16 protein-coding genes are annotated in these 19,007 nt (G+C 31.0%); 9 read left to right on the top strand and 7 right to left on the bottom strand.

All coding sequences use genetic code 11. The features are described from left to right. The first annotated feature begins 604 nt into the window (after positions 1-604). The 3 genes from IJI80_RS04640 to fwdF all read left to right on the top strand — a co-directional run bounded on the left by IJI80_RS04640 (position 605) and on the right by fwdF (position 5,019). The gene (locus IJI80_RS04640) at positions 605-2,920 is read left to right on the top strand and encodes a transglutaminase-like domain-containing protein (RefSeq protein ID WP_292788065.1); all 2,316 of its coding nucleotides are present in this window, start codon (positions 605-607) and stop codon (positions 2,918-2,920) included. Positions 2,921-3,246: 326 nt separating this feature from the next. Beyond that, entirely contained in the window at positions 3,247-3,708 is a 462-nt protein-coding gene (locus tag IJI80_RS04635; RefSeq protein ID WP_292788064.1) for a phosphopantetheine adenylyltransferase, read from the top strand. A gap of 342 nt (positions 3,709-4,050) precedes the next feature. Next, a complete protein-coding gene (gene fwdF, locus IJI80_RS04630; RefSeq protein WP_292788062.1) occupies positions 4,051-5,019 on the top strand; it encodes a tungsten-dependent formylmethanofuran dehydrogenase subunit FwdF in 969 nt (322 codons plus the stop codon). A 183-nt stretch (positions 5,020-5,202) separates the two neighbouring features. Here the strand turns inward: fwdF and IJI80_RS04625 are convergent, their stop codons facing one another. Further along, positions 5,203-5,397 carry a class III signal peptide-containing protein gene (locus IJI80_RS04625; protein ID WP_292788061.1) on the bottom strand — a complete coding sequence of 65 codons (195 nt, stop codon included), beginning with the start codon at positions 5,395-5,397 and terminating at the stop codon, positions 5,203-5,205. Positions 5,398-5,425: 28 nt separating this feature from the next. After that, positions 5,426-5,638 (bottom strand): class III signal peptide-containing protein, encoded by a 213-nt coding sequence (locus IJI80_RS04620; protein WP_292788060.1) that lies wholly within the window; start codon positions 5,636-5,638, stop codon positions 5,426-5,428. 585 nt (positions 5,639-6,223) lie between these two features. Here IJI80_RS04620 and IJI80_RS04615 point away from each other — a divergent pair. Then, positions 6,224-7,987 carry a DUF308 domain-containing protein gene (locus IJI80_RS04615; RefSeq protein ID WP_292788058.1) on the top strand — a complete coding sequence of 588 codons (1,764 nt, stop codon included), beginning with the start codon at positions 6,224-6,226 and terminating at the stop codon, positions 7,985-7,987. A gap of 47 nt (positions 7,988-8,034) precedes the next feature. Beyond that, complete coding sequence (locus tag IJI80_RS04610) at positions 8,035-8,751, top strand: metal-dependent hydrolase (RefSeq protein ID WP_292788056.1); 717 nt, start codon at positions 8,035-8,037, stop codon at positions 8,749-8,751. Positions 8,752-8,880: 129 nt separating this feature from the next. Here the strand turns inward: IJI80_RS04610 and rqcH are convergent, their stop codons facing one another. Further along, positions 8,881-10,893: a ribosome rescue protein RqcH gene (rqcH, locus tag IJI80_RS04605; protein ID WP_292788055.1), complete on the bottom strand. Its 2,013-nt coding sequence runs from the start codon at positions 10,891-10,893 to the stop codon at positions 8,881-8,883. Positions 10,894-11,143: 250 nt separating this feature from the next. Here rqcH and IJI80_RS04600 point away from each other — a divergent pair, with 250 nt between their 5' ends. After that, a complete protein-coding gene (locus tag IJI80_RS04600; RefSeq protein ID WP_292788054.1) occupies positions 11,144-11,416 on the top strand; it encodes a hypothetical protein in 273 nt (90 codons plus the stop codon). A gap of 213 nt (positions 11,417-11,629) precedes the next feature. On the opposite strand, the gene IJI80_RS04595 is transcribed toward IJI80_RS04600, so the two are convergent. Then, positions 11,630-11,755: a hypothetical protein gene (locus IJI80_RS04595; protein ID WP_292788053.1), complete on the bottom strand. Its 126-nt coding sequence runs from the start codon at positions 11,753-11,755 to the stop codon at positions 11,630-11,632. Between the two features lie 27 nt (positions 11,756-11,782). Next, complete coding sequence (locus IJI80_RS04590) at positions 11,783-13,600, bottom strand: DUF2070 family protein (RefSeq protein ID WP_292788051.1); 1,818 nt, start codon at positions 13,598-13,600, stop codon at positions 11,783-11,785. A 251-nt stretch (positions 13,601-13,851) separates the two neighbouring features. Between IJI80_RS04590 and IJI80_RS04585 the strand changes: the two genes are divergently transcribed. The 3 genes from IJI80_RS04585 to IJI80_RS04575 all read left to right on the top strand — a co-directional run bounded on the left by IJI80_RS04585 (position 13,852) and on the right by IJI80_RS04575 (position 16,168). Then, on the top strand, positions 13,852-14,382 hold the full coding sequence (locus IJI80_RS04585) for a FumA C-terminus/TtdB family hydratase beta subunit (RefSeq protein WP_292788050.1): 531 nt from the start codon (positions 13,852-13,854) through the stop codon (positions 14,380-14,382). 178 nt (positions 14,383-14,560) lie between these two features. Beyond that, on the top strand, positions 14,561-14,878 hold the full coding sequence (locus tag IJI80_RS04580) for a hypothetical protein (RefSeq protein WP_292788048.1): 318 nt from the start codon (positions 14,561-14,563) through the stop codon (positions 14,876-14,878). A 129-nt stretch (positions 14,879-15,007) separates the two neighbouring features. Then, the gene (locus IJI80_RS04575) at positions 15,008-16,168 is read left to right on the top strand and encodes a TIGR03576 family pyridoxal phosphate-dependent enzyme (protein ID WP_292788047.1); all 1,161 of its coding nucleotides are present in this window, start codon (positions 15,008-15,010) and stop codon (positions 16,166-16,168) included. A gap of 115 nt (positions 16,169-16,283) precedes the next feature. Here IJI80_RS04575 and IJI80_RS04570 read toward each other — a convergent pair whose 3' ends face one another. Continuing rightward, positions 16,284-17,198 carry a biotin--[acetyl-CoA-carboxylase] ligase gene (locus IJI80_RS04570; protein WP_292788043.1) on the bottom strand — a complete coding sequence of 305 codons (915 nt, stop codon included), beginning with the start codon at positions 17,196-17,198 and terminating at the stop codon, positions 16,284-16,286. A gap of 117 nt (positions 17,199-17,315) precedes the next feature. Next, positions 17,316-18,812: an acetyl-CoA carboxylase biotin carboxylase subunit gene (locus IJI80_RS04565; protein ID WP_292788040.1), complete on the bottom strand. Its 1,497-nt coding sequence runs from the start codon at positions 18,810-18,812 to the stop codon at positions 17,316-17,318. Positions 18,813-19,007: the final 195 nt, after the last annotated feature.

The following is a 19,007-nucleotide window of genomic DNA, read 5'->3' as shown; positions in this document are numbered from 1 at the left end:
TTATTATCCTATTAAATTTTAATAAAATAATTAAGTTTAGCCCTTTATTTATCTTAATTCGAATAATTAATCGTTTTTTATTATTATTCACTATAAATCGTTAATTTTAATTTTTATATAGTTAACAATTCAGAAAATTATTTTAGCCGATTTTAATGTCTTTTAAAATTAAAAAAACTTTATTTAGTTAGATTTATTTAATTTCAGAGGCATACGTTTCTTATTTTTAAAAATTTTTATGGGAAAGATTTATAAGGTATTATGCCCTTAATTATACATAACATTAAAAAAATATTATCTAAAATTAGTTGAATTATCTTTATTTTTAGTATTTCATTGAATAAATTTTCAATAGAATACTATGAGTTTTTATTTCATTTAATAAAGATTTTTTAATAAGATTTTAATATTTTAGCAAGTCTAACAATATTAAATTTTTTTAGATTTTTATTGAAGAGCTCATATTTTTTATTGCATTAGTAAAATAAAAAATAATTTAAAGATATTTAGATTTTAAGAGTATTTTTTAAAACTTTTAAATTGTATTTTTTTAGTGTATTGAGGTGAAAAAATTTCGTTAGAGAAAAAAGCATTGCTTTTGACAATGCTCTGCTTATTCTTTATAGCAATAGGCGGAGTATCTGCTAGTGATGTTTTAGATATGTCTAATAATCCAGATAACTCTAATCTTATTAGTGATTCTTATGATTCTGAATCTGTTGAGTCACTTGGAAACTCTTATAATGAAGAATTGTCCGTAGGTGATTCCAGTTCAAATCCAAGTACAGATGATAATAGTCATGAAGTTACTTTTGAAGATATCGAAAATAAAAACACTTCTAGCAAGCCAGTTTCTACTAGCTTAAAAGTAACTAACACTAAGATATCATCAGGAACTAAACTTATTATCACATTAAAAGATAATAATGGTAAGGCATTGAAAGGTAAAAAGATTTATCTAAATGTTCCAAGCAAAAAAAGAGTTTTTACTGGCACCACTGACGCTAAAGGGCAAGTAAAGTTTAGTTTCTTTAACATTGGATCTTTTAAATCTTATGCTAGCTTTAAGGGAGATAGTTCATTCAAAGCTTCAAAAATAGATTTTACTTTTAAAGTTATAAAAAGTAAGACTAGCTTAACTATTTCAAATACTAGTGTACCTAGGTCAACTGCTTTAACAGTATCTTTTAAGAATGTAAAGTCTGATTATCTTTATTCTGGTAAAAAAATCAGATTTAAAGTTCCTAGCTTGAATAAAACTTTTGTTAAATACACAAATTCTAAAGGTCAAGCTAAACTTATCGTAAACTCTAAAAAGAATTTTTCTGTTATCATTAGTTATGCAGGTAATGATAATTTGTATAGCTCCTCAACTAAAGCATATATAAAACCTATTAAATGTAAAACAACATTATCATATTCATCCACTTCATTTAAGTATGGTGAAGATTTTGTTGTAAGTCTCAAAAAAGTTAATGGGGATCCTGTAAACGGCAAAAAGATTATTGTTAAAATAACCAATAAGGATGAATCATATACTTTAAAAACTAATTCAAAAGGAAATGTAATTGTTCCTATAAAGCATCTCGGTACTTTAAATATGAAAATTAGTTTTTCAGGAAATGATGTTTTTGTCAAATCTTCTGCAAGTCCTACTTTAACTGTTCTAAAGGGATCTACTTATTTAAAAGGTTCTGCTGATTCTGTTGGGAAAGGATTTGATTATTATATCACTTTGAAAAATTCTGGCGGAAAAGCCTTAGCAAATAAGAAAGTGACCATTATCTTTAACGGTAAGACCTTTTCTAAAACAACCAATTCAAAAGGTCAAGTTTCTATGGTAATGAATTACAAATTAGGAACTTATCCTATTGAAGTGACTTATGCTGGAAATGAATATTATGATTCATCTAAACTTTCAACAAAGGTTAAAGTTGTTGAACCATCAATCAGCATATCAAAGATCATTACTGCAGCTAAGGATTTAAAAGTCCGTGTAGAGTACATCAATATCCTAAATAAGGAATACAGTGTAAATATTGATGGCAGAAAGTATACTATGGATGAATTTGCATATCTTATGGCTGGTGCTTTAACCAACTTAAATAGCGGTTCAAAAGCAAATGTTAAGATTAAGGATTTATCAAATAATTACAATTCCTCTGGAAGTAAAATTAGTGGTAAGTTAACTAAAGCGGAATACCTTAATTTAGCGAAAAGTGTGACAGGTTTTGTTGATTCCAAAAATCGTATTCCTAATAACGTTCAAACTAATTTAGGTAAAATGGAAGCAAACCTTTATATTTATGCGTTCACTGCTGCATTGGATTATTATGGCAATCATAAAAAATTGCCTTCTTCTGTAACAGTTAAAACCAGTATTGTTAGAGGAGGATACTCCATTTCCATTAGTCAAAATGGTAAAATCCTAAACTACAGACAGATATTTGATTCAGACGCATTTGCAAAATACTTGAAGACAGGAGGAAAATCCGCACTTAATGATGCTATTAAAAAGAAAGCTAAAGAATTAACAGCTGGTTTATCAAGTCCTAGGGCTAAAGCGAATGCTATCTTTGAATTTGTAAGGGATGGTATTGGATACAGTTTCTATACAAATTCATTAAAAGGAGCAACAGGTACTTTCAGTTCTAAAAAAGGTAACTGCTGTGATAAAGCTAACTTGATTGTAGCAATGTGCCGTTCTGTAGGTATTTATGCAAGATATTCCCATGCAAAGAACTGTAAATTCGCTAGCGGATTAAATACTGGTCACGTATGGGCTCAAGTTTATGATCCTATATCACAAACCTGGTATACTGCTGATGCAACAAGTCGCAGAAATGAATTAGGTAACATTAAGAATTGGAATACCAAATCTTATAATGAGCCTAAAAATTATGCACTTATACCATTCTAGATTAATTGATTATTTGATTGGATAAATAGAATAATTCTTTTAAAGTTTTATTCTATAATTTTTATTTTTTAAATATTTTTTAATTCTATTTTTATTTATTTTAATTTATTTTTACTGTTTTTAAATATTTTTTATTTATTTTCATTATTCTATTTATTTTAATTCTATTTTTAATTATTTTTGTTTATTTTCAATTTTGTTCATTTTTTATTATTTTATCAATTTTTCAATAATTTTCATTAAGTTTATATAAGTTTAAATTTAAATTTTAATTGTAGATAAATTGATTTTTTTTTAAATACTGATTTTAAAAAATTTCTTTCATGATTATTATGGCAAAGTATAAACGAGTAGCTGTTGGGGGAACATTTGACAGATTTCATTATGGTCATAGAAGCTTGATTGCTAAGGCTTTTGAAATTGGTGAAAACGTTGAGATTGGTGTAACTTCCAATGTTTTTGCAGGTAAAAAAGAGGGAGACATTGACTCCTGTGATGTTCGTATGGCTAATTTAAATGAATTTTTGGGTACAAAATATAAGAATTTCCATATTTCCCGTTTGGATGATCCTTATGGCCCAACCATTCATGATGAAGATTATGATGCTATTGTTGTAAGTGAGGAAACAGAACCTAATGCTATTAAAATCAATGAAATCAGAGTTAGTAAAGGCATGAAGCCACTTGATATAGTTGTCGTAAGTTTTGTCTTGGCAGATGATGGAATACCTATTTCTTCCACACGTATACGTCAAGGAAAAATCAATCAGAAAGGCGAATTGATATAATCAATTCCATTTTTTCATTTTTTTATTACTTTTATGGATTTACATCCCAATATATATTATTTTTTATCATTTTTTGCTTATTTTTTATTACTAATTTTTTCGTAAGTTTATCCTTTATTTTTAATTTAAACCATTTTTATCTTTAATTTATTTGTATAAACTATTTAAATTAAGTATTTTTTAAAAATTCATGAAATTTTCAAAAATATTTAATTGCTCCCTAAAATTAAATCGTTATGTTTATATATTCATGTCGATAAATATAGTATTAAATATATTAAAATTATTTAGTATACTTTATATGATATAACAATTAGATATTTATTTAAGTGTGGGATTGTTATGATTTTTATTCAAAGAGATGGAAGCGAAACAAGAAAGTTATCTTATGATAATAATGTATGTTTAGCATGTGGAATATGTGCTGACTCTTGTCCAACCAGCTCCTTAGCTTTAGGGGATGTTTTAGGTATTGCAAGAGGTCAAGTTGAAGGAAACAAGCTTGCAATTGATGAGGATACTTGTGTAATCTGTGGATTATGCGCATCTGCATGTCCATTTGGGGCATTGGACTTTGAAATTGATGGTTCAAGCTCTAAAGACTTAGCTGCTTATCCGACCTGGACTCATGAATCTGCAATTGATGATGAAGCATGTGAATTCTGTGGAAGATGTACTGTAGCATGTCCTCAAGATGCAATATTGTTCAAAAGAGAATTGCCTGATAGAAATGACTTGTTGAAAGGTGAAATTTCAATAAACGATGAGGAATGTATCTACTGTAGTGCTTGTGCAGAATTATGTCCTGCAGATGCAATCACTGTTGTAAATACTCCTGATGCTTGTTCCATTGAAGTGGATGAGGATAAATGTGTCTACTGTGGTGTATGTAAGAGAGTATGTCCTCAAGAAGCAATCAAAACAGTATGTGTTACCTGTATGCACAGTGAAGAAATTGAAAAACCTAAAATCACTGGTGACATATTCATTGGATCAGATTGTATCAACTGCGGATGGTGTAAGGAAATCTGTCCTGTAGATGCAGCAGAAGTCACTAAACCATTCGATGGTGAAATAACAACTACTGAAGAGGAATGTGTAGGATGTGGATCCTGTGTAGACCTTTGTGCATGTAATGCAGTTGTACTTGAAGACAATGTAGCTAAATTCAATCAGGAATACTGTGTTTTATGTGGTGCATGTGCTAATGTATGTCCTCAAGAAAGAATCGTTGTTGAAAGAACTGGAATGAAATTAACTAATGTTTCTTCAGCTTCTTGGAAAGCAACTTTAGAAAGATTAATTGATTAGATCTGATAATCTTTTAATTCTTTTTTATTTATTTTCAATTTTTAATTCATGTTCATAAAATAATAAATCTCCATTAACATTTAGTTTGCGGGGGTTTTCTATTTAGTTAGAAAGATTTATTATTTTTTCTTTTTTACTTTTTTTATTATTGTTAGGATTTTTACCAGAAGAATAAATTATATTTTATTTTAGTTTGTTAAATAAAAACAGTCTTCCTTTAGCAAGTGTTTGATTGAATAAGTCATTGATTTCCAAATTAATTTTATAAATGTAAGTTCCGCAAATGATTGAAATCACTAAAATGGAACCTATCAGCAGAATTACTTCAACACTTGTTTGTCCACGATTATTGACTTTTAGAGATTCTAGTTTTTTCATTGTATTGCCATCGAGGAATTTTGCAGATTTAATAAATGCTGCTTACATTGTTTCTAATTGATGATATGTCTTGTGTAGCATTTAATCCACTTGTATTATTGCTAAAGTAAGATCTGTAAATCAACAATCCTGCCAAAGCTATCACTATCACTCCTCCAAATAATAGGATATATTCAGCAGCTCCTTGGCCATATTCATCTTTTGAAATTATTTCGGCATTTCTTTTTAATTTTTCTCTCATGGCTGAAATTCGTTTTTCATTTTCATATTTTTCAAAAATCATATTATCACCTCATTGTTTCTAATTTTTTTAATATTTATTATTTAAATATTGTCTTTTTTTCTTATTTAAATAATTATTTGAGGTTAATATTTTAAATAAACTGTAATTTTCTTGTTTAATATAAATTTAACAATTTTTTTATCTTTTTTATTCTTTTTATAATATTATATCATTTTTTGAATTCTGAGATTTTCATCAATTTTCCACCATTCCAGATTTATAATTTCTCCCCATATCCCCGTTATAAATTTTCATATAAATTGCTTATTCTCTTAAATTTTATACAATTTTGTTTTTATTTATTTTAGACTATCAATTTAACATAGATTTTTTATTTTAATCGATTTTTTATTATATTTTAGTTTTTTTACTAATTTTTAGGCCTTTTTTTATTCATTAAAAACAAAATTATATAAATGATTAATATTATAAATAAATATTAATAATGGTTAATTTATTAATAATATGCTTAATTTATTAATATTATGCTTAATTTAACCAAATTTTAATTGATTTATTTACTTATATTTAAGGTGGGTATTTGTGGCAGATTCGTTAGATATATTTACTGGTATTTTATTAACAGTTATTGGTTTAGTTCTTGTTTATGGAAGTATCGTTTATCGCCTCATAGATTTAATTCTAATTATTGGTGTTTTAATCACCATTTTTGGTATATACAAATTGCTTCAGGCATTTATTATAAGGATTTTGGATTCAAGAAGCTTTAATAGGAATTCAAGACGCAATAGATTGAATCAGAAATCTAAAAATGATGCTTTATCCCGTGTTGTGGAAAGTGCTAAAGAGGTTGAGGATTTAGTTAATTCCAAATTGGATGGAAATTCAAAATCAAAATCTAGTTCCTCTTCAATGACTCTTGATGAGTACTTAAATAGCAGTCAACAAGCAGAACCTAAACCAAGATTCAATGAACCAGTAGACCAATCCAAACAGGTTCTCAAGACTAAACCAGTGAATGAAGAAAAGCCTAAATTCAAACTCCCATCTATTAGAAAATCTAACAATCCTAAGAAAAGAAGCTACGGTTATTTGGAGGAAGATCAAGGGGAATCCAGTCCTGATACAGTTTATTTCACTCCAAATTATGAAAAACCTATGAAAGTTACTCGCAGACCAAGAAGGAAATCCAGCGAAACAATTAATTTGGCTAATGCTCCTAAAAGGTCTAGTGAAATTTCAAAGGCTTTAGCTAGTGTTGGTGATGCTGAAACAGTTTATGATAACGAGGTATCTGATGAAAGCTACAGCCTAATGCCAAAAACCATTGATGAAGAAATCATCATGCCTATTGATGAGATTGATTTAGAACCCCAAGATGAACCGGTTTATATTTTGTCTCAATCTGAAAATACTCTTTATAATAATGTAATATATGATGAATCTGCTGAAGAGGATTTCATAACCCCTATCTATGCAGATGAGGGTTATAGGGATGAACATGGCATAGTATATGGTGATTACGAAGAGGAAACAATTGAAGAGGATTTAACAGTTGATGTTAAAGGAGAAACTGATGATTTAGGATATATAACTCCTGATTTGGCTGTTGATGTTGAAAACTTGCCAAGACCAACATCCATTGCTTCAACAAATCCTATAGCTTCTAAAAAAGATGCAAATGCTAACTTATCCAGACCTCATAAGAAATCCAATATTGCGGCTCCAAAACCTAAAGTTAAGTCTGTTGAAATTCCAAGGCCTGTTCCAAAAGTTCACACTCCAAATGTGTCTGAAGAACTTGCTGTGGCTCCTGTTTCTGGAATTGCAAGTGGCAATGAAGAAACCATTACAATAGACCCTAATAATCCGGAATCAATACCTATTCCAAAATTGTTAAATAGTTATGTCATTTGTGAAAAAGGCATCTTGACTTCTCAAGAAGCTTTTGAGGAAGTTGCAAGTCATTCAAAAGAAGAGATACTTTTGGAAGCCCCTACCATTAAGGATATGGGAGATAGATTCCTGTCAAGCCTTACAAAGATCAAGTCAAGAGTCATTATTGAAGAATTTGATTTGGAGGACATTTCATATGTTCTCTTATTAAGCTCTCTCATTAAGAAAGGGGTTGAAATCAAGACTTTGCCTTCTGTAGACTCATTTAACTTAATCGGGGATACATCTCATGCATTATTGATTTCCAATAGTCTAGATGAGGATGATTTTGAATATGGTGCAGTTTATGATGATGAGGGATCTGTTGAAAACATTAAGGTATTGTTTGAATCCTCTTGGAATATAGCTAATGATTTGGATATTAATGCACTTGTTGAAAAAAATAATTAAAATTACTTTTAACTTTTATTACTAAGAAATGAAAAAAGGTGAAACTTATGGAAATTAGATGGTTAGGTCATTCTGCATTTGAATTAATCAGTGATGAAGGAGTAAAGATATTAGTTGACCCATTTATTAGCAATAATCCTGCTTGTCCACTTCCTGTTGAGGAATTGGATGCAAATATCATATGTATCACTCATGGTCACTCTGACCATTTTGGAGATGCAATGGAAATAGCTAACAATACAAATGCTACACTTGTTGCAAACCACGAAATTTCCTTATTCTTAGGGGAACAAGGTTTTGACTGTGTCAGCATGAACACTGGAGGTTCCGTTTTCATTCAAGGAATCAAAATAACCATGTTGGATGCAAAACACTCTTCTTCTATTGATTTTACAAATGAAATCCGTCCTGCTGGTGATCCTGGAAGTTTCCTATTCACTTTTGAAGATGGAACAAAAGTTTTCCATGCAGGAGACACTGGACTCTTTTCTGATATGGAAAATGTCATTGGAAAAATCTATAAGCCAGATATTGCAATGGTTCCAATTGGAGATAAGTTTACTATGGGCCCATTTGAAGGGGCACTTGCAGCTATGTGGTTAGCTCCAAAAGTTGTCATACCAATGCATTACAACACTTTCCCTGTAATAGAACAGGATCCTGCAATATTTTCCAATTTCGTAAATCAGCTTCATCCGAAGATAGATGTTGTAGTCATGAATCCATTGGAGTATTACAAACCGGATTTTGAAAAAGAAGAATAATTCAAACTTTTAAAGTTTGAATATTTTTTTTAATTACTATTTTTTAATTTTTTTAAGATATTTTTAGACGATATTCTATTTTATCTTTTTATTTTAATTATTCTTATAAAAAAAGAATAGAAAAAGGATTTATATAAAATCACATTTTCCACTAGGCAATACTCTCACAACATCATCTAAACTCAATATGTCATCTTCATTGATTCTGGACAATATCTCTTTAGCTATTTTTTCCTTTTTGGTAAAGCCTGGCTTTATGGTTACAAATTTATTTGTATGTTGTTTCATTGCATCAGTTGGTCCAGCCATTATTCGCTTATCACCATCATAGTCTACAAGACCAATTGAGATTTCAAGTTTTGCTCCCCTAATATAGTTTCTATGTCCACGAATGATAAATGCGCCTTTTGGCACAAACTCCCCTGAAACTGGGGTTTTTGAAACTTGGTCTGGCTCAACCCAATAGACGTCTTGAGATGTGAAGTTTTTCGACCAAGCACTTGAAAAGGAAGCTGAAAACTCACCTAATTCTTTAAGCAATTTGTCATTTAATGAATCGGATGGAACTTTCGCTACAACTGAAGGAGCACCATGTATATCTGCATGCAAATAAATATCATTTTGTTCTAAATATTTCTTTACAACAGCTTCATTGGTACCAGCATCTCTACCGCAAACAACTAAAATTCCATCACTTGATACAAACCATCTCAATTTCTCATACCACTTGAGATTCTTTTTGACTCTCTTCTGTGGGACCATGATATTTGACATGGCCTTTTCCTTTTTGGCTTCCATATCTGCAAGTTGTTTTTTAGTGTTTTCAATAGCTATTAAAGCACCTTTTATTTTTCGCTTAGCTTTTTTTGCCTTTTCATAATATACTTCAGCATTATCTGGTATGGATTTCTTGGAATCAAGAGCTATGCTTACATCATCTATTCTTAATGTAATGTTTCCTAAAGGATCCATGAATTCAAATATCTGTGCATCAGCCATTCCAGATTTCTTTGCATCTTTTAATGTTTTTCCAATTTCTTTCCATCCATAGTCCTTTTCCCTTGCACCTTTTATCACATTTAAAATGTTGTCAACTTGAACATAATTGGTAAAGAGAAGTTCACCTTTTCTTTGGGAATCTTCAATAGTTTTTTCAAAGTTATGCAAGGTTTCTTCCTGCTTTTCAAGCCTTTTGGAAAATTTGGAAACCTTTTTATTCCATGCGGCTTCCTGAATGCCAGTTATTTCATTTTTCACTTTGGAAGAGTAGAATTCATCACAGGCTTCATTGAAGCTTTCAAAGCTTTCCACTTCAAATTCTTCGTATTGACTTAATTTGATTGAAATTACATCTTCTTTTGCTTTGTATTTCTTATCAGGATTTTCCTGTTTCAATTTTTCTACTTCTTTTTCATTGTTTACAATCATTGGTGTGAACTGCCTTTTTTCCAAAGGTTCAAAAACTGATTTTAAAGCATTAAAAATGATATTTATTTCATCGCCGCTAAGTGCTGAACAGGATTCCTTCTTGCTTATTTCAGTATTCTGCATAATCTCTTCAGCATATAGGCTACCAAGTCCATTTTTAGCAAGAACCCTTACTATCTCCTCATCATCTCCACCAGTCACAATGTCCTTGAATTCATCGATTGTCAAAGTGATTGGATTGATTCCATTTTCAATAGGGAAGACATATTCCTTTTTAGAGCTTATGTCCCTATCGCTCCAATGCTTTCTCTTTAGAGGCAATATGATTTCATTCGATTCATTCAAGAGAATTATGTTTCCTTGTGAAAAGAGTTCAACAATAAGGGTGTAAGTCTCTTCCTTTTTCATCTTGATTTCTACTACCCTATCAAAATTATGCTGCTCAACGCTCACTACATTTGCTCCTTTCACTATCTTTCTAAGAAGCATTGGAAAACTTGGTGGGTTTTGAGGGTTTGTTAAAGGATATTGGCTTAAATGGATTCTTTTACCTGCTTGTATAACAAGATCCAATCTTCCAGTTCCTGCCTTATGGAATCTCATTACAACAGTATCCTTAGTAGGTTGGAATGACTTATCCACTCTTGCTCCAACCAATAAATCATTTAATTCCTGACATATTGTGTAAATGTCAACATTTGTCATTGATTTCATATTTTATCACTTGAATAATTAATGATTGAATTATTTTCATAAAATTCTTTAAATCTCCTGATTTCAGTAATTTTTTATATTTTTTATATTTTTTCATGCAATATTTTATATATTATATCAACTTATATAATTATAGTTATAGTTTTTATATGATTTAATTATATTTAAAACTTTAAAAAACTTTTATTTAAATCAAAATAAAAAAATCAAAATTATTTTATATTTATTTTTATTATTGGAGGAAAAATTAATGGATGTCACTGTTAAAACTGTATCAATTCATATTGTTGCGGCAATAGTTGCAGCTCTCATATCCACTGCATTTACAACTGGAATGTTAGGATTTACAAATCATGTATTTGCATTTGTAGTAGGTTTGGTAATTCTTTATTTCATAGGCCAATTTTGTGAAAAGATGTTTGGTGAAGAAGTTAAAGGATTTTCAACTTGGTTATGGGATGGAATCCTTCCATTCGGATTCTGTTGGTTCATTTTATGGACTATTTTAACTAATTATTTATAAATAATTAGTTTCTTTTTTTATTTATCTTATTTATTTTTTAATATTTCTCACTATTTTTTACTATATCTAACTTCTTATTTTTATTCAATGTTTTTGTTAAAAAAAAGTTTTTTGTAATATTTTTTTTATGAAAAATAGTTTATAAATAATTTTTTAATAAAAAAGTTTTAAAAAATAGAAAAAAAGAAAAAAAGTTTTTTAAATTAAAAAACTTTAATAATATTCATCATCTTCGTCGAATCCACCTAAATCTGGGCTATCAGAAAGGTCAGATCCACAGTTTTCACATATTAATGCACCAATAGGATTCAAATGTCCACATACATTGCAAGTTATCATGCTTTAACCTCAGTATAAAAGAATTAATTATAATACGAATATCCAAATGATTACAAAGATAATCGCTACAATGAATGTCAATGGAGCAATGATCTTACTTACCGCTACGATGGAACTGATGGTAGAGATAAGCTCAGTGGAATTATTCGGACCGAATGTCTTGAGATTTAAGATTCTTTCAGTGTTTGTTCCTGCTTCTACAGGCTCTAGATCTTTAATTGCCTCATTGATTGAAATTTTTACAAACTCTATAATCTTTTCCTTCTCTACAGTTCCAACTGGATTGTATCCTGCAGATAAGGTGTTTACAGTATGTGTATCGGTTGTCATTACTTCAATCTCATCAATATCCAAGTCTTTCACTGCATTGAAAATGGTTTCCCTGTATCCCAATTCCATATTGTTTGAATCGAATAATACATAAGCAGTTCTTTGTCCATTAACTTCAACTACCATGGTTTTCAAACCGCTTTCACCAATTCCTTGATGCTTATCGAATCCGCCGAGGTCTGTATAGTAACATCCGATTTTAATGTCATGTTCCAAGTCCAATGGCTCTATTAACTTGATTGTATCGATTAATTGGAACAATTCAGGGTTTCCAGGAAGAACTCCACCTTTTTCCTCGTTGAATGAATTGTGGCAGTCAACCAAGATATTGTTTTCAGTACCTAATTCTTTCTGGCTTTCTATCATTGCTGCAAGTCCTACAGCATATTCAATGTCATCACTACCTGATGGAGCAAATGTAGAGAGCATAATGGTTCCATTCTTGAAGAATTGAACACCGACATTTGCTTTTTTATAGGAATACCTAATGAATTCGCTTGCCTTAGGAGAGTATTCCATATTGTCTAAAGCCTTTCTTACAGCATCTTCTATCTTGACGATTTCATCACTTGATACTGGGTTGAAGTCGTGGGTTGAGGGACCATGTGCAACCATAGTGAATGCATCAAAGCTATTTGCCAATATGGTTGGCATATTGGATCCTCCAATGTCTCCAAGAGGTCCTGGATGGACACAAGGGCTTAAAAACAATGCTTTAATGCTACCGTCTAATCTTCTAAAGCTTGCAACACCTACAAGTGTATCAATAGCTTCTCCAGCATTGTCAAACAATTGCTCAATTGTATTTGTCCCTTCATTCATATGCAAGATGAAATAACTTAGGATTTCCATTGCTCCAAATCCTAAATTCTTTTTCATAGGGGACTCTACAACACTGATGAATGCATAAATTGCAATCAGGAAGATTACACTTGCTATAAGCACTTTAAATATTGTAGTAATATATCCTAGTGAGAATATGTAATCAATATTGTTTAGGAAACTTGTGATAATGAGCATTCCAATCATAAGCAATGGTTGGATAATTGCAATGACAAATGAATTGAAGAGCTTTATTCTAGTTGTAGCCAATATAACGAGAATATTGAATCCAAATGCAATAACACAAGCGAATAGGATGGAGTTAAAGAATAAATCCATATTGAAAATAAGTCCTACTGCTGTTCCAATGATACCTACAATTCCTGCAAGGGACATTGAGACCAATGCTAAAAACATGGAGTGTTTTGCCTTAAGGTTGATTCCATTAAGGGATTCCACCCATAATTGATCGGTGGAACCGGTTATGATTGCAGGCAATCCGAATACAACAAAACCGAATGCCCCTCCGTAGAAGAAGTCTTCCAATCCGTTTCCTACATTAACAGGCTGTAATAAAAATAGGAGAACTCCTATAATAAAACTTAGTATAATTATCATTAGCACTGAACTTTTGGCATTAGGCAATGTTCTAATCCATTTTGATAATCCTGCTACATTACTCATACTGGACATTAATAATCAACCTTTACTCTTCAATTAACTAAAATAAATCTTATAAATTTAGATCATTTTTATTTTAAAACTATTTCTTTTAAAGCTATTCTTAAAATAAATTTTAGATTATTTTTATATATCTAAATAAATAAATTATATAATATATAATATATGAAATTTTTTATATAAAACTTATTCTATTTAATTTTGAACTTTTTAAAAATATGATTTTAAGTTTCAAACTTTTATAAAATTTATTTGGTGAATTCATGATAGAATTAAAAACCCCAATTACTGATGATGATATTAATAAGCTAAAAGCTGGAGATGTTATTGCAATCTCCGGTCAGATATTGACTGCAAGAGATCAAGCTCATAAAAGAATCTTGGAAGAGGGAGCTCCAATTGACATTGAAGGAGCAGTATTATTCCATGCAGGACCTATTATTCAAGAGGAAGATGATTCCAACGGCCCTAAGTACAAAATGGTTGCTGTAGGCCCTACAACTTCCATGAGAATGAATCCATACGAAGCGGATGTTTTGGATATGGGCGCTAAGATTATCATTGGTAAAGGTGGAATGGATGATTCTGTTAGGGAAGCCCTAAAGAGAAACAATGCGGTTTATGTTGTAGCAACTGGTGGCTGTGCAGCATTGTATGTTGACAAGGTCAATGAAATAAAAGGAGTTAATTGGCTAGACCTTGGAATGCCTGAAGCTATTTGGGATTTGGATGTAGATTCATTTGGCCCACTCATTGTAGCGATGGACAGTGAAGGAAACAGTCTTTATGACTAATCTTCATGACTAATATTTTTTCAAATAATAATCAAATGACAATAACTAAATATTTATATACTAATTATTTTAAATATGATAATAATCTATATTAATTAATTTTATTAGTTACATATTAGTTTAATTTAATTTTTATCAGATTGATTATTTTATAATTTACGATTATTTTGGTGATACAATGGCAGATATTGCAGAAGCAGCTGAAAAGAAATTAAAATCAAGAATTAGAAAATTAAAAAAATGCAATAAGGATGAAGAGGAAAAAGAAAAATTCTTCAATCAGTTAGGTCTTTCTTTCACTATCAGTTTACCTACCAAAAATCCTGAAAAGCAAGAAGATTTTGTAATGTTATACACTAGTCCTGACGGAAACATAGTTCATGCGGAATACGCATATTCTGAAGGTGAAGAGTTTACTCAAATGGACATCAGTGAAAAGGATTTAAAAGTAATCATTGAATCATTCTCTGATTTTGAATTAAGTCTTTTAGACTAATTTCTTTTTAATTCTTTTTCTTTTATAATTCCATTATTGGAATTTTTTATCTATTTTTTAATTTAATTTATAATTTAATTCACTTTTTTTAGTTACTTTTTATGTTTTAGAATTTTTTAAGGTTTTATCATGATTGTCAATAATTCATTGGATGAAGTTAAGAAAAGGGAATCTGCATTGAAAATCATTAAGGAAATCATTAGCAAAAATGGGAGAGATTCCTTATATGATGTTACTGGACTTTCCGGTGGTTTTATAGCAAGTGATGAAGAATTGAATCTCTTGGAAACATATGTTGGGCCTGCTGTTTTTGAAGATGAGCTTCAAGTTGTAGGTCGTGAACATCTCGGTGGAGAAAAGGTTTTAGCAGTCAATAGGACAAGCTCCGGAATCTTGGCAACTATTTTAGCATTAGTTGAGGAAGGTTCTCATGTCAGTCATTTCTTAGCTGAATTTCCAGCACACCCATCCATTCCAAGATCCTGTGCAATTGCAGGAGCAAGCTATGATGAATTCATTGATATAGATAAGTTCACTATTCCTGATAACACTTCATTGGTTGTTGTAACCGGTTCAACAATGGACCATAAGGTAATTGATGAGAATTTATTTAAGAAAGTCATTGACATGGCTCATGAAAAGGATATTCCTGTTCTTGTTGATGACGCTTCAGGTGCAAGGCTTAGAACTGCTGTTTTCAATCAAAGAAAAGCCACTGAACTTGGAGCGGATTTGGTGGTTACAAGTACAGATAAATTAATGCCAGGGCCTAGAGGCGGATTAATGGCAGGTAAAAAAAATTTAATTGATGAAATAAAGGTTAAAGCTAATCAATTTGGGCTTGAAGCTCAACCTCCCCTGATTTTGGCTATGGTAAACGGTATTAAGAATTACACTGAAGAGAACTTGATAAAAGCAATTTCCAGAAAAGAAGAGTTCTATGAATTATTAAGTGAAAAATATGAAATGTTTGAAAAGACACCAACTGGTGTTATGATTAGTGAAGATTCATTAAGTGATCAATTAGAAAAGCTAAATGTTGAAACAGAGCTTTCAAAAAAGGATTGCTGTTTCTTATGGGCTATGCTTTTATTGAAGGAATTTGGAATTATTACAATACCTGCAGTTGGAATGCCTGGGGCTTCCGCTACAATCCGTATTGATTTGTCTACACAGGATGTAATAGATATGGATTTAAATGCATTGCATGAAAAAATAGATTCTTCATTTGAAGAGTTTTTAGAATTATCTCAAGATGTTGAAAAATCAAAAGAGTTAATTTTCTATTAAAAAACTAAAAAGAGTTTTTTGCATTTTTATTTTAAATTCTAATTTTAAAAAAAGAGGTAATAAAATGAAAAATTAATTTTCATTTTATTTATTTTATTTAAGTACTATTTTTAAATTATTCAACGGTTCTAAGTTCACCAGAGATGATTTTCTCTAAGGTGCCGTCTTGTCTTTCAATGATTAAACTGCCTTCGTTATTGATTCCAACAACGTATCCTTGGGTAATTTTACCACCGGTTTGGGTAATGTTTACATATTTTCCAATGGTATCTGAAAGGTCTCTCCAATCTTTAAGGATTTCTTCAATTTCACCATCCTTGTATAATTGGTAAACCTTTTCAAATTCATTAAGGAAAATTGCAATGAGTTCATTCTCATCGACTTTAGTAGGCAATTCTTCAGTTAAGGTGGTTGTGCCTATTCTAATGTCTTCAGAGAAGTCCTCTAATTTGAGGTTGCTGTCAATTCCAATACCTACAACAATCCAGTCGATTTCATTGAAAGTTGCATTTACTTCAGTTAAAACTCCAGATATTTTCTTTCCGTGAATCAAGACATCATTAGGCCATTTGATTCTAGCGTCAACACCTAAAGACCTGATGGATTTAGCTATTGCCACACCAGTTGCCAAGGTGATTAAACCAATTCTTGCAGGAGGGACTTGAGGTCTTAAGATAAGAGACATCCATATTCCACCTTCAGGAGCTTCCCATTTCTTGCCCAATCTTCCTCTTGCTTTGGTTTGAATTTCAGAAATCAATACAGTACCCTCTTCGGCATCGTGATTAGCTAAAAATTTAGCTATTGAATTGGTGGAAAACACTTTTCTGAAACAAAGGATTTCCTTAGCGATCTTTTCAGTTTCAAGGTTTTCGCAAATTTTATCTTTTGTAATGTGTTCAGTTTTTCCGAAACCTAATTCCTTGATGGCTTCTTCAATAGTCTCATCGTTTATTAAGTCTAAACGTTTAGCTTCTTCCTCTGAAATTACATTTTGGCTTAGTAAAAGCTTTATCATTTCTTTTTTCATAATAATCACTTAAGATATGAGTTTAATTTATGAGTTAGTTTTCTTATTTATTTAGGTTATTTTAATTTTAGGTTATTTTTATTTTAGATTATTTTAATTTATTTTATCCTTTGCTGTTTATTTCTGTTTTTTAAGTTGTTGAGCTTGCGCTGCATTGAAATAAGTTCCAACTGATGCAGAAATTGCAGCAATTTTCTTTCCAGGCATAAATGTAGATTTCATACGATTTACCCTTTCCAAATCCTCTTCTATTACTTTTTCCATTTCAGCATCGATCCATTTCTTATGTTCATCCACAAAGTGGGTGTGTAAGTCACCTGCAAGGAATGATTCATTTCTGAGTATTGCCTTATGGAATGGAATAGTGGTTTTTACACCTAAAATAATGTATTCGCTTAATGCTCTTTTCATTCTATTGACTGCATCGTTTCTTGTACGGCCACTTGTGACCAATTTGGAAATCATGGAGTCATAGAAAGTTGGAATGGTATAATTCATGTAGACTCCACTGTCTAAACGTACACCAGGCCCACCAGGTGATCTGTAACCTGTAATCTTACCAGGGTTTGGTGCAAAGTCAGCAAGTGGATTTTCAGCATTGATACGGCATTCAATAGCATGTCCTGTTATCCGAATGTCCTTTTGGCTGTATTCCAACTCTTCACCGCATGCAATTTTGATTTGCTCTTTGATTAAATCAGTATTAGTTACAATTTCAGTGATTGGGTGTTCCACTTGAATACGTGTGTTCATTTCAAGGAAGTAATATTCTCCATTTTCATACAGGAATTCTACAGTTCCTGCACTATTGTATCCAATGGATTCAGCAGCTTTCACTGCACTTTCACCCATTCTTTCCCTTAATTCTTCAGTCATGATTGGGGAAGGAGCCTCTTCCAATAGCTTTTGATGTCTTCTTTGGATGGAACATTCCCTGTCTCCTACATGGATGGTGTTTCCATGCTCATCAGCTAAAACCTGGAATTCGATGTGTCTTGGTTTTTCAAGGTATTTTTCAATGAATACAGTTGCATCTCCAAAGTTTTTCAAAGCTACTGACTGGGTTGCTTCAAGTGCACGTACAAGTTCATCCTCTTCATAAACCGCACGCATACCGATTCCCCCACCACCAGCTGATGCCTTGATGATTACAGGGTATCCGATTGCTTCAGCGATTTCCTTTGCCTCTTCAACATCAGTGATTCCGTCAGGAGTACCTTCAATAACAGGGACACCTGCGTCTTTCATTAATTGTTTGGAAGTGATCTTATCTCCCATCTTTTCAATATGCTCTCCTTTAGGACCAATCAATTTGATTCCATTCTTTTCACATTGTCTTCCAAGTTCTGGATTTTCAGCTAAGAATCCATATCCTGGGTGAATTGCATCTGCTCCAGTTTCAATTGCAGCATTAATGATCTTTTCAATGTTCAAATAAGACTGGCTTGGAGAAGGGTTTCCTAAAGGAACACTTTCATCTGCACAATTAGTATAAAGAGAAGTTTTATCAGCATCTGAGTATACTGCTACACTTTTCATGTCCAATTCACGGCATGCTCTCATAACACGTATAGCAATTTCTCCCCTATTTGCAATAAGTACTTTTTCAAACATGTTATACCTCTTTTTTCAATTTAAATTATCTTAAGAATTATGATAAAAAATATATGATTATGATTTATAATTATATTTTCATTATATATTATTTATCAATCATTATAATATTATATATGATTAATATTAATATTAAATTTTATCATTATTATGAAATGATTTTTTTCATAGATAAATTTTTTGGATAGGTAAATT

The organism is Methanobrevibacter sp. (genome assembly GCF_017432245.1).
Taxonomy (GTDB): Archaea; Methanobacteriota; Methanobacteria; order Methanobacteriales; family Methanobacteriaceae; genus Methanobrevibacter.
This window is presented reverse-complemented; position numbering and strand designations above follow the sequence as displayed.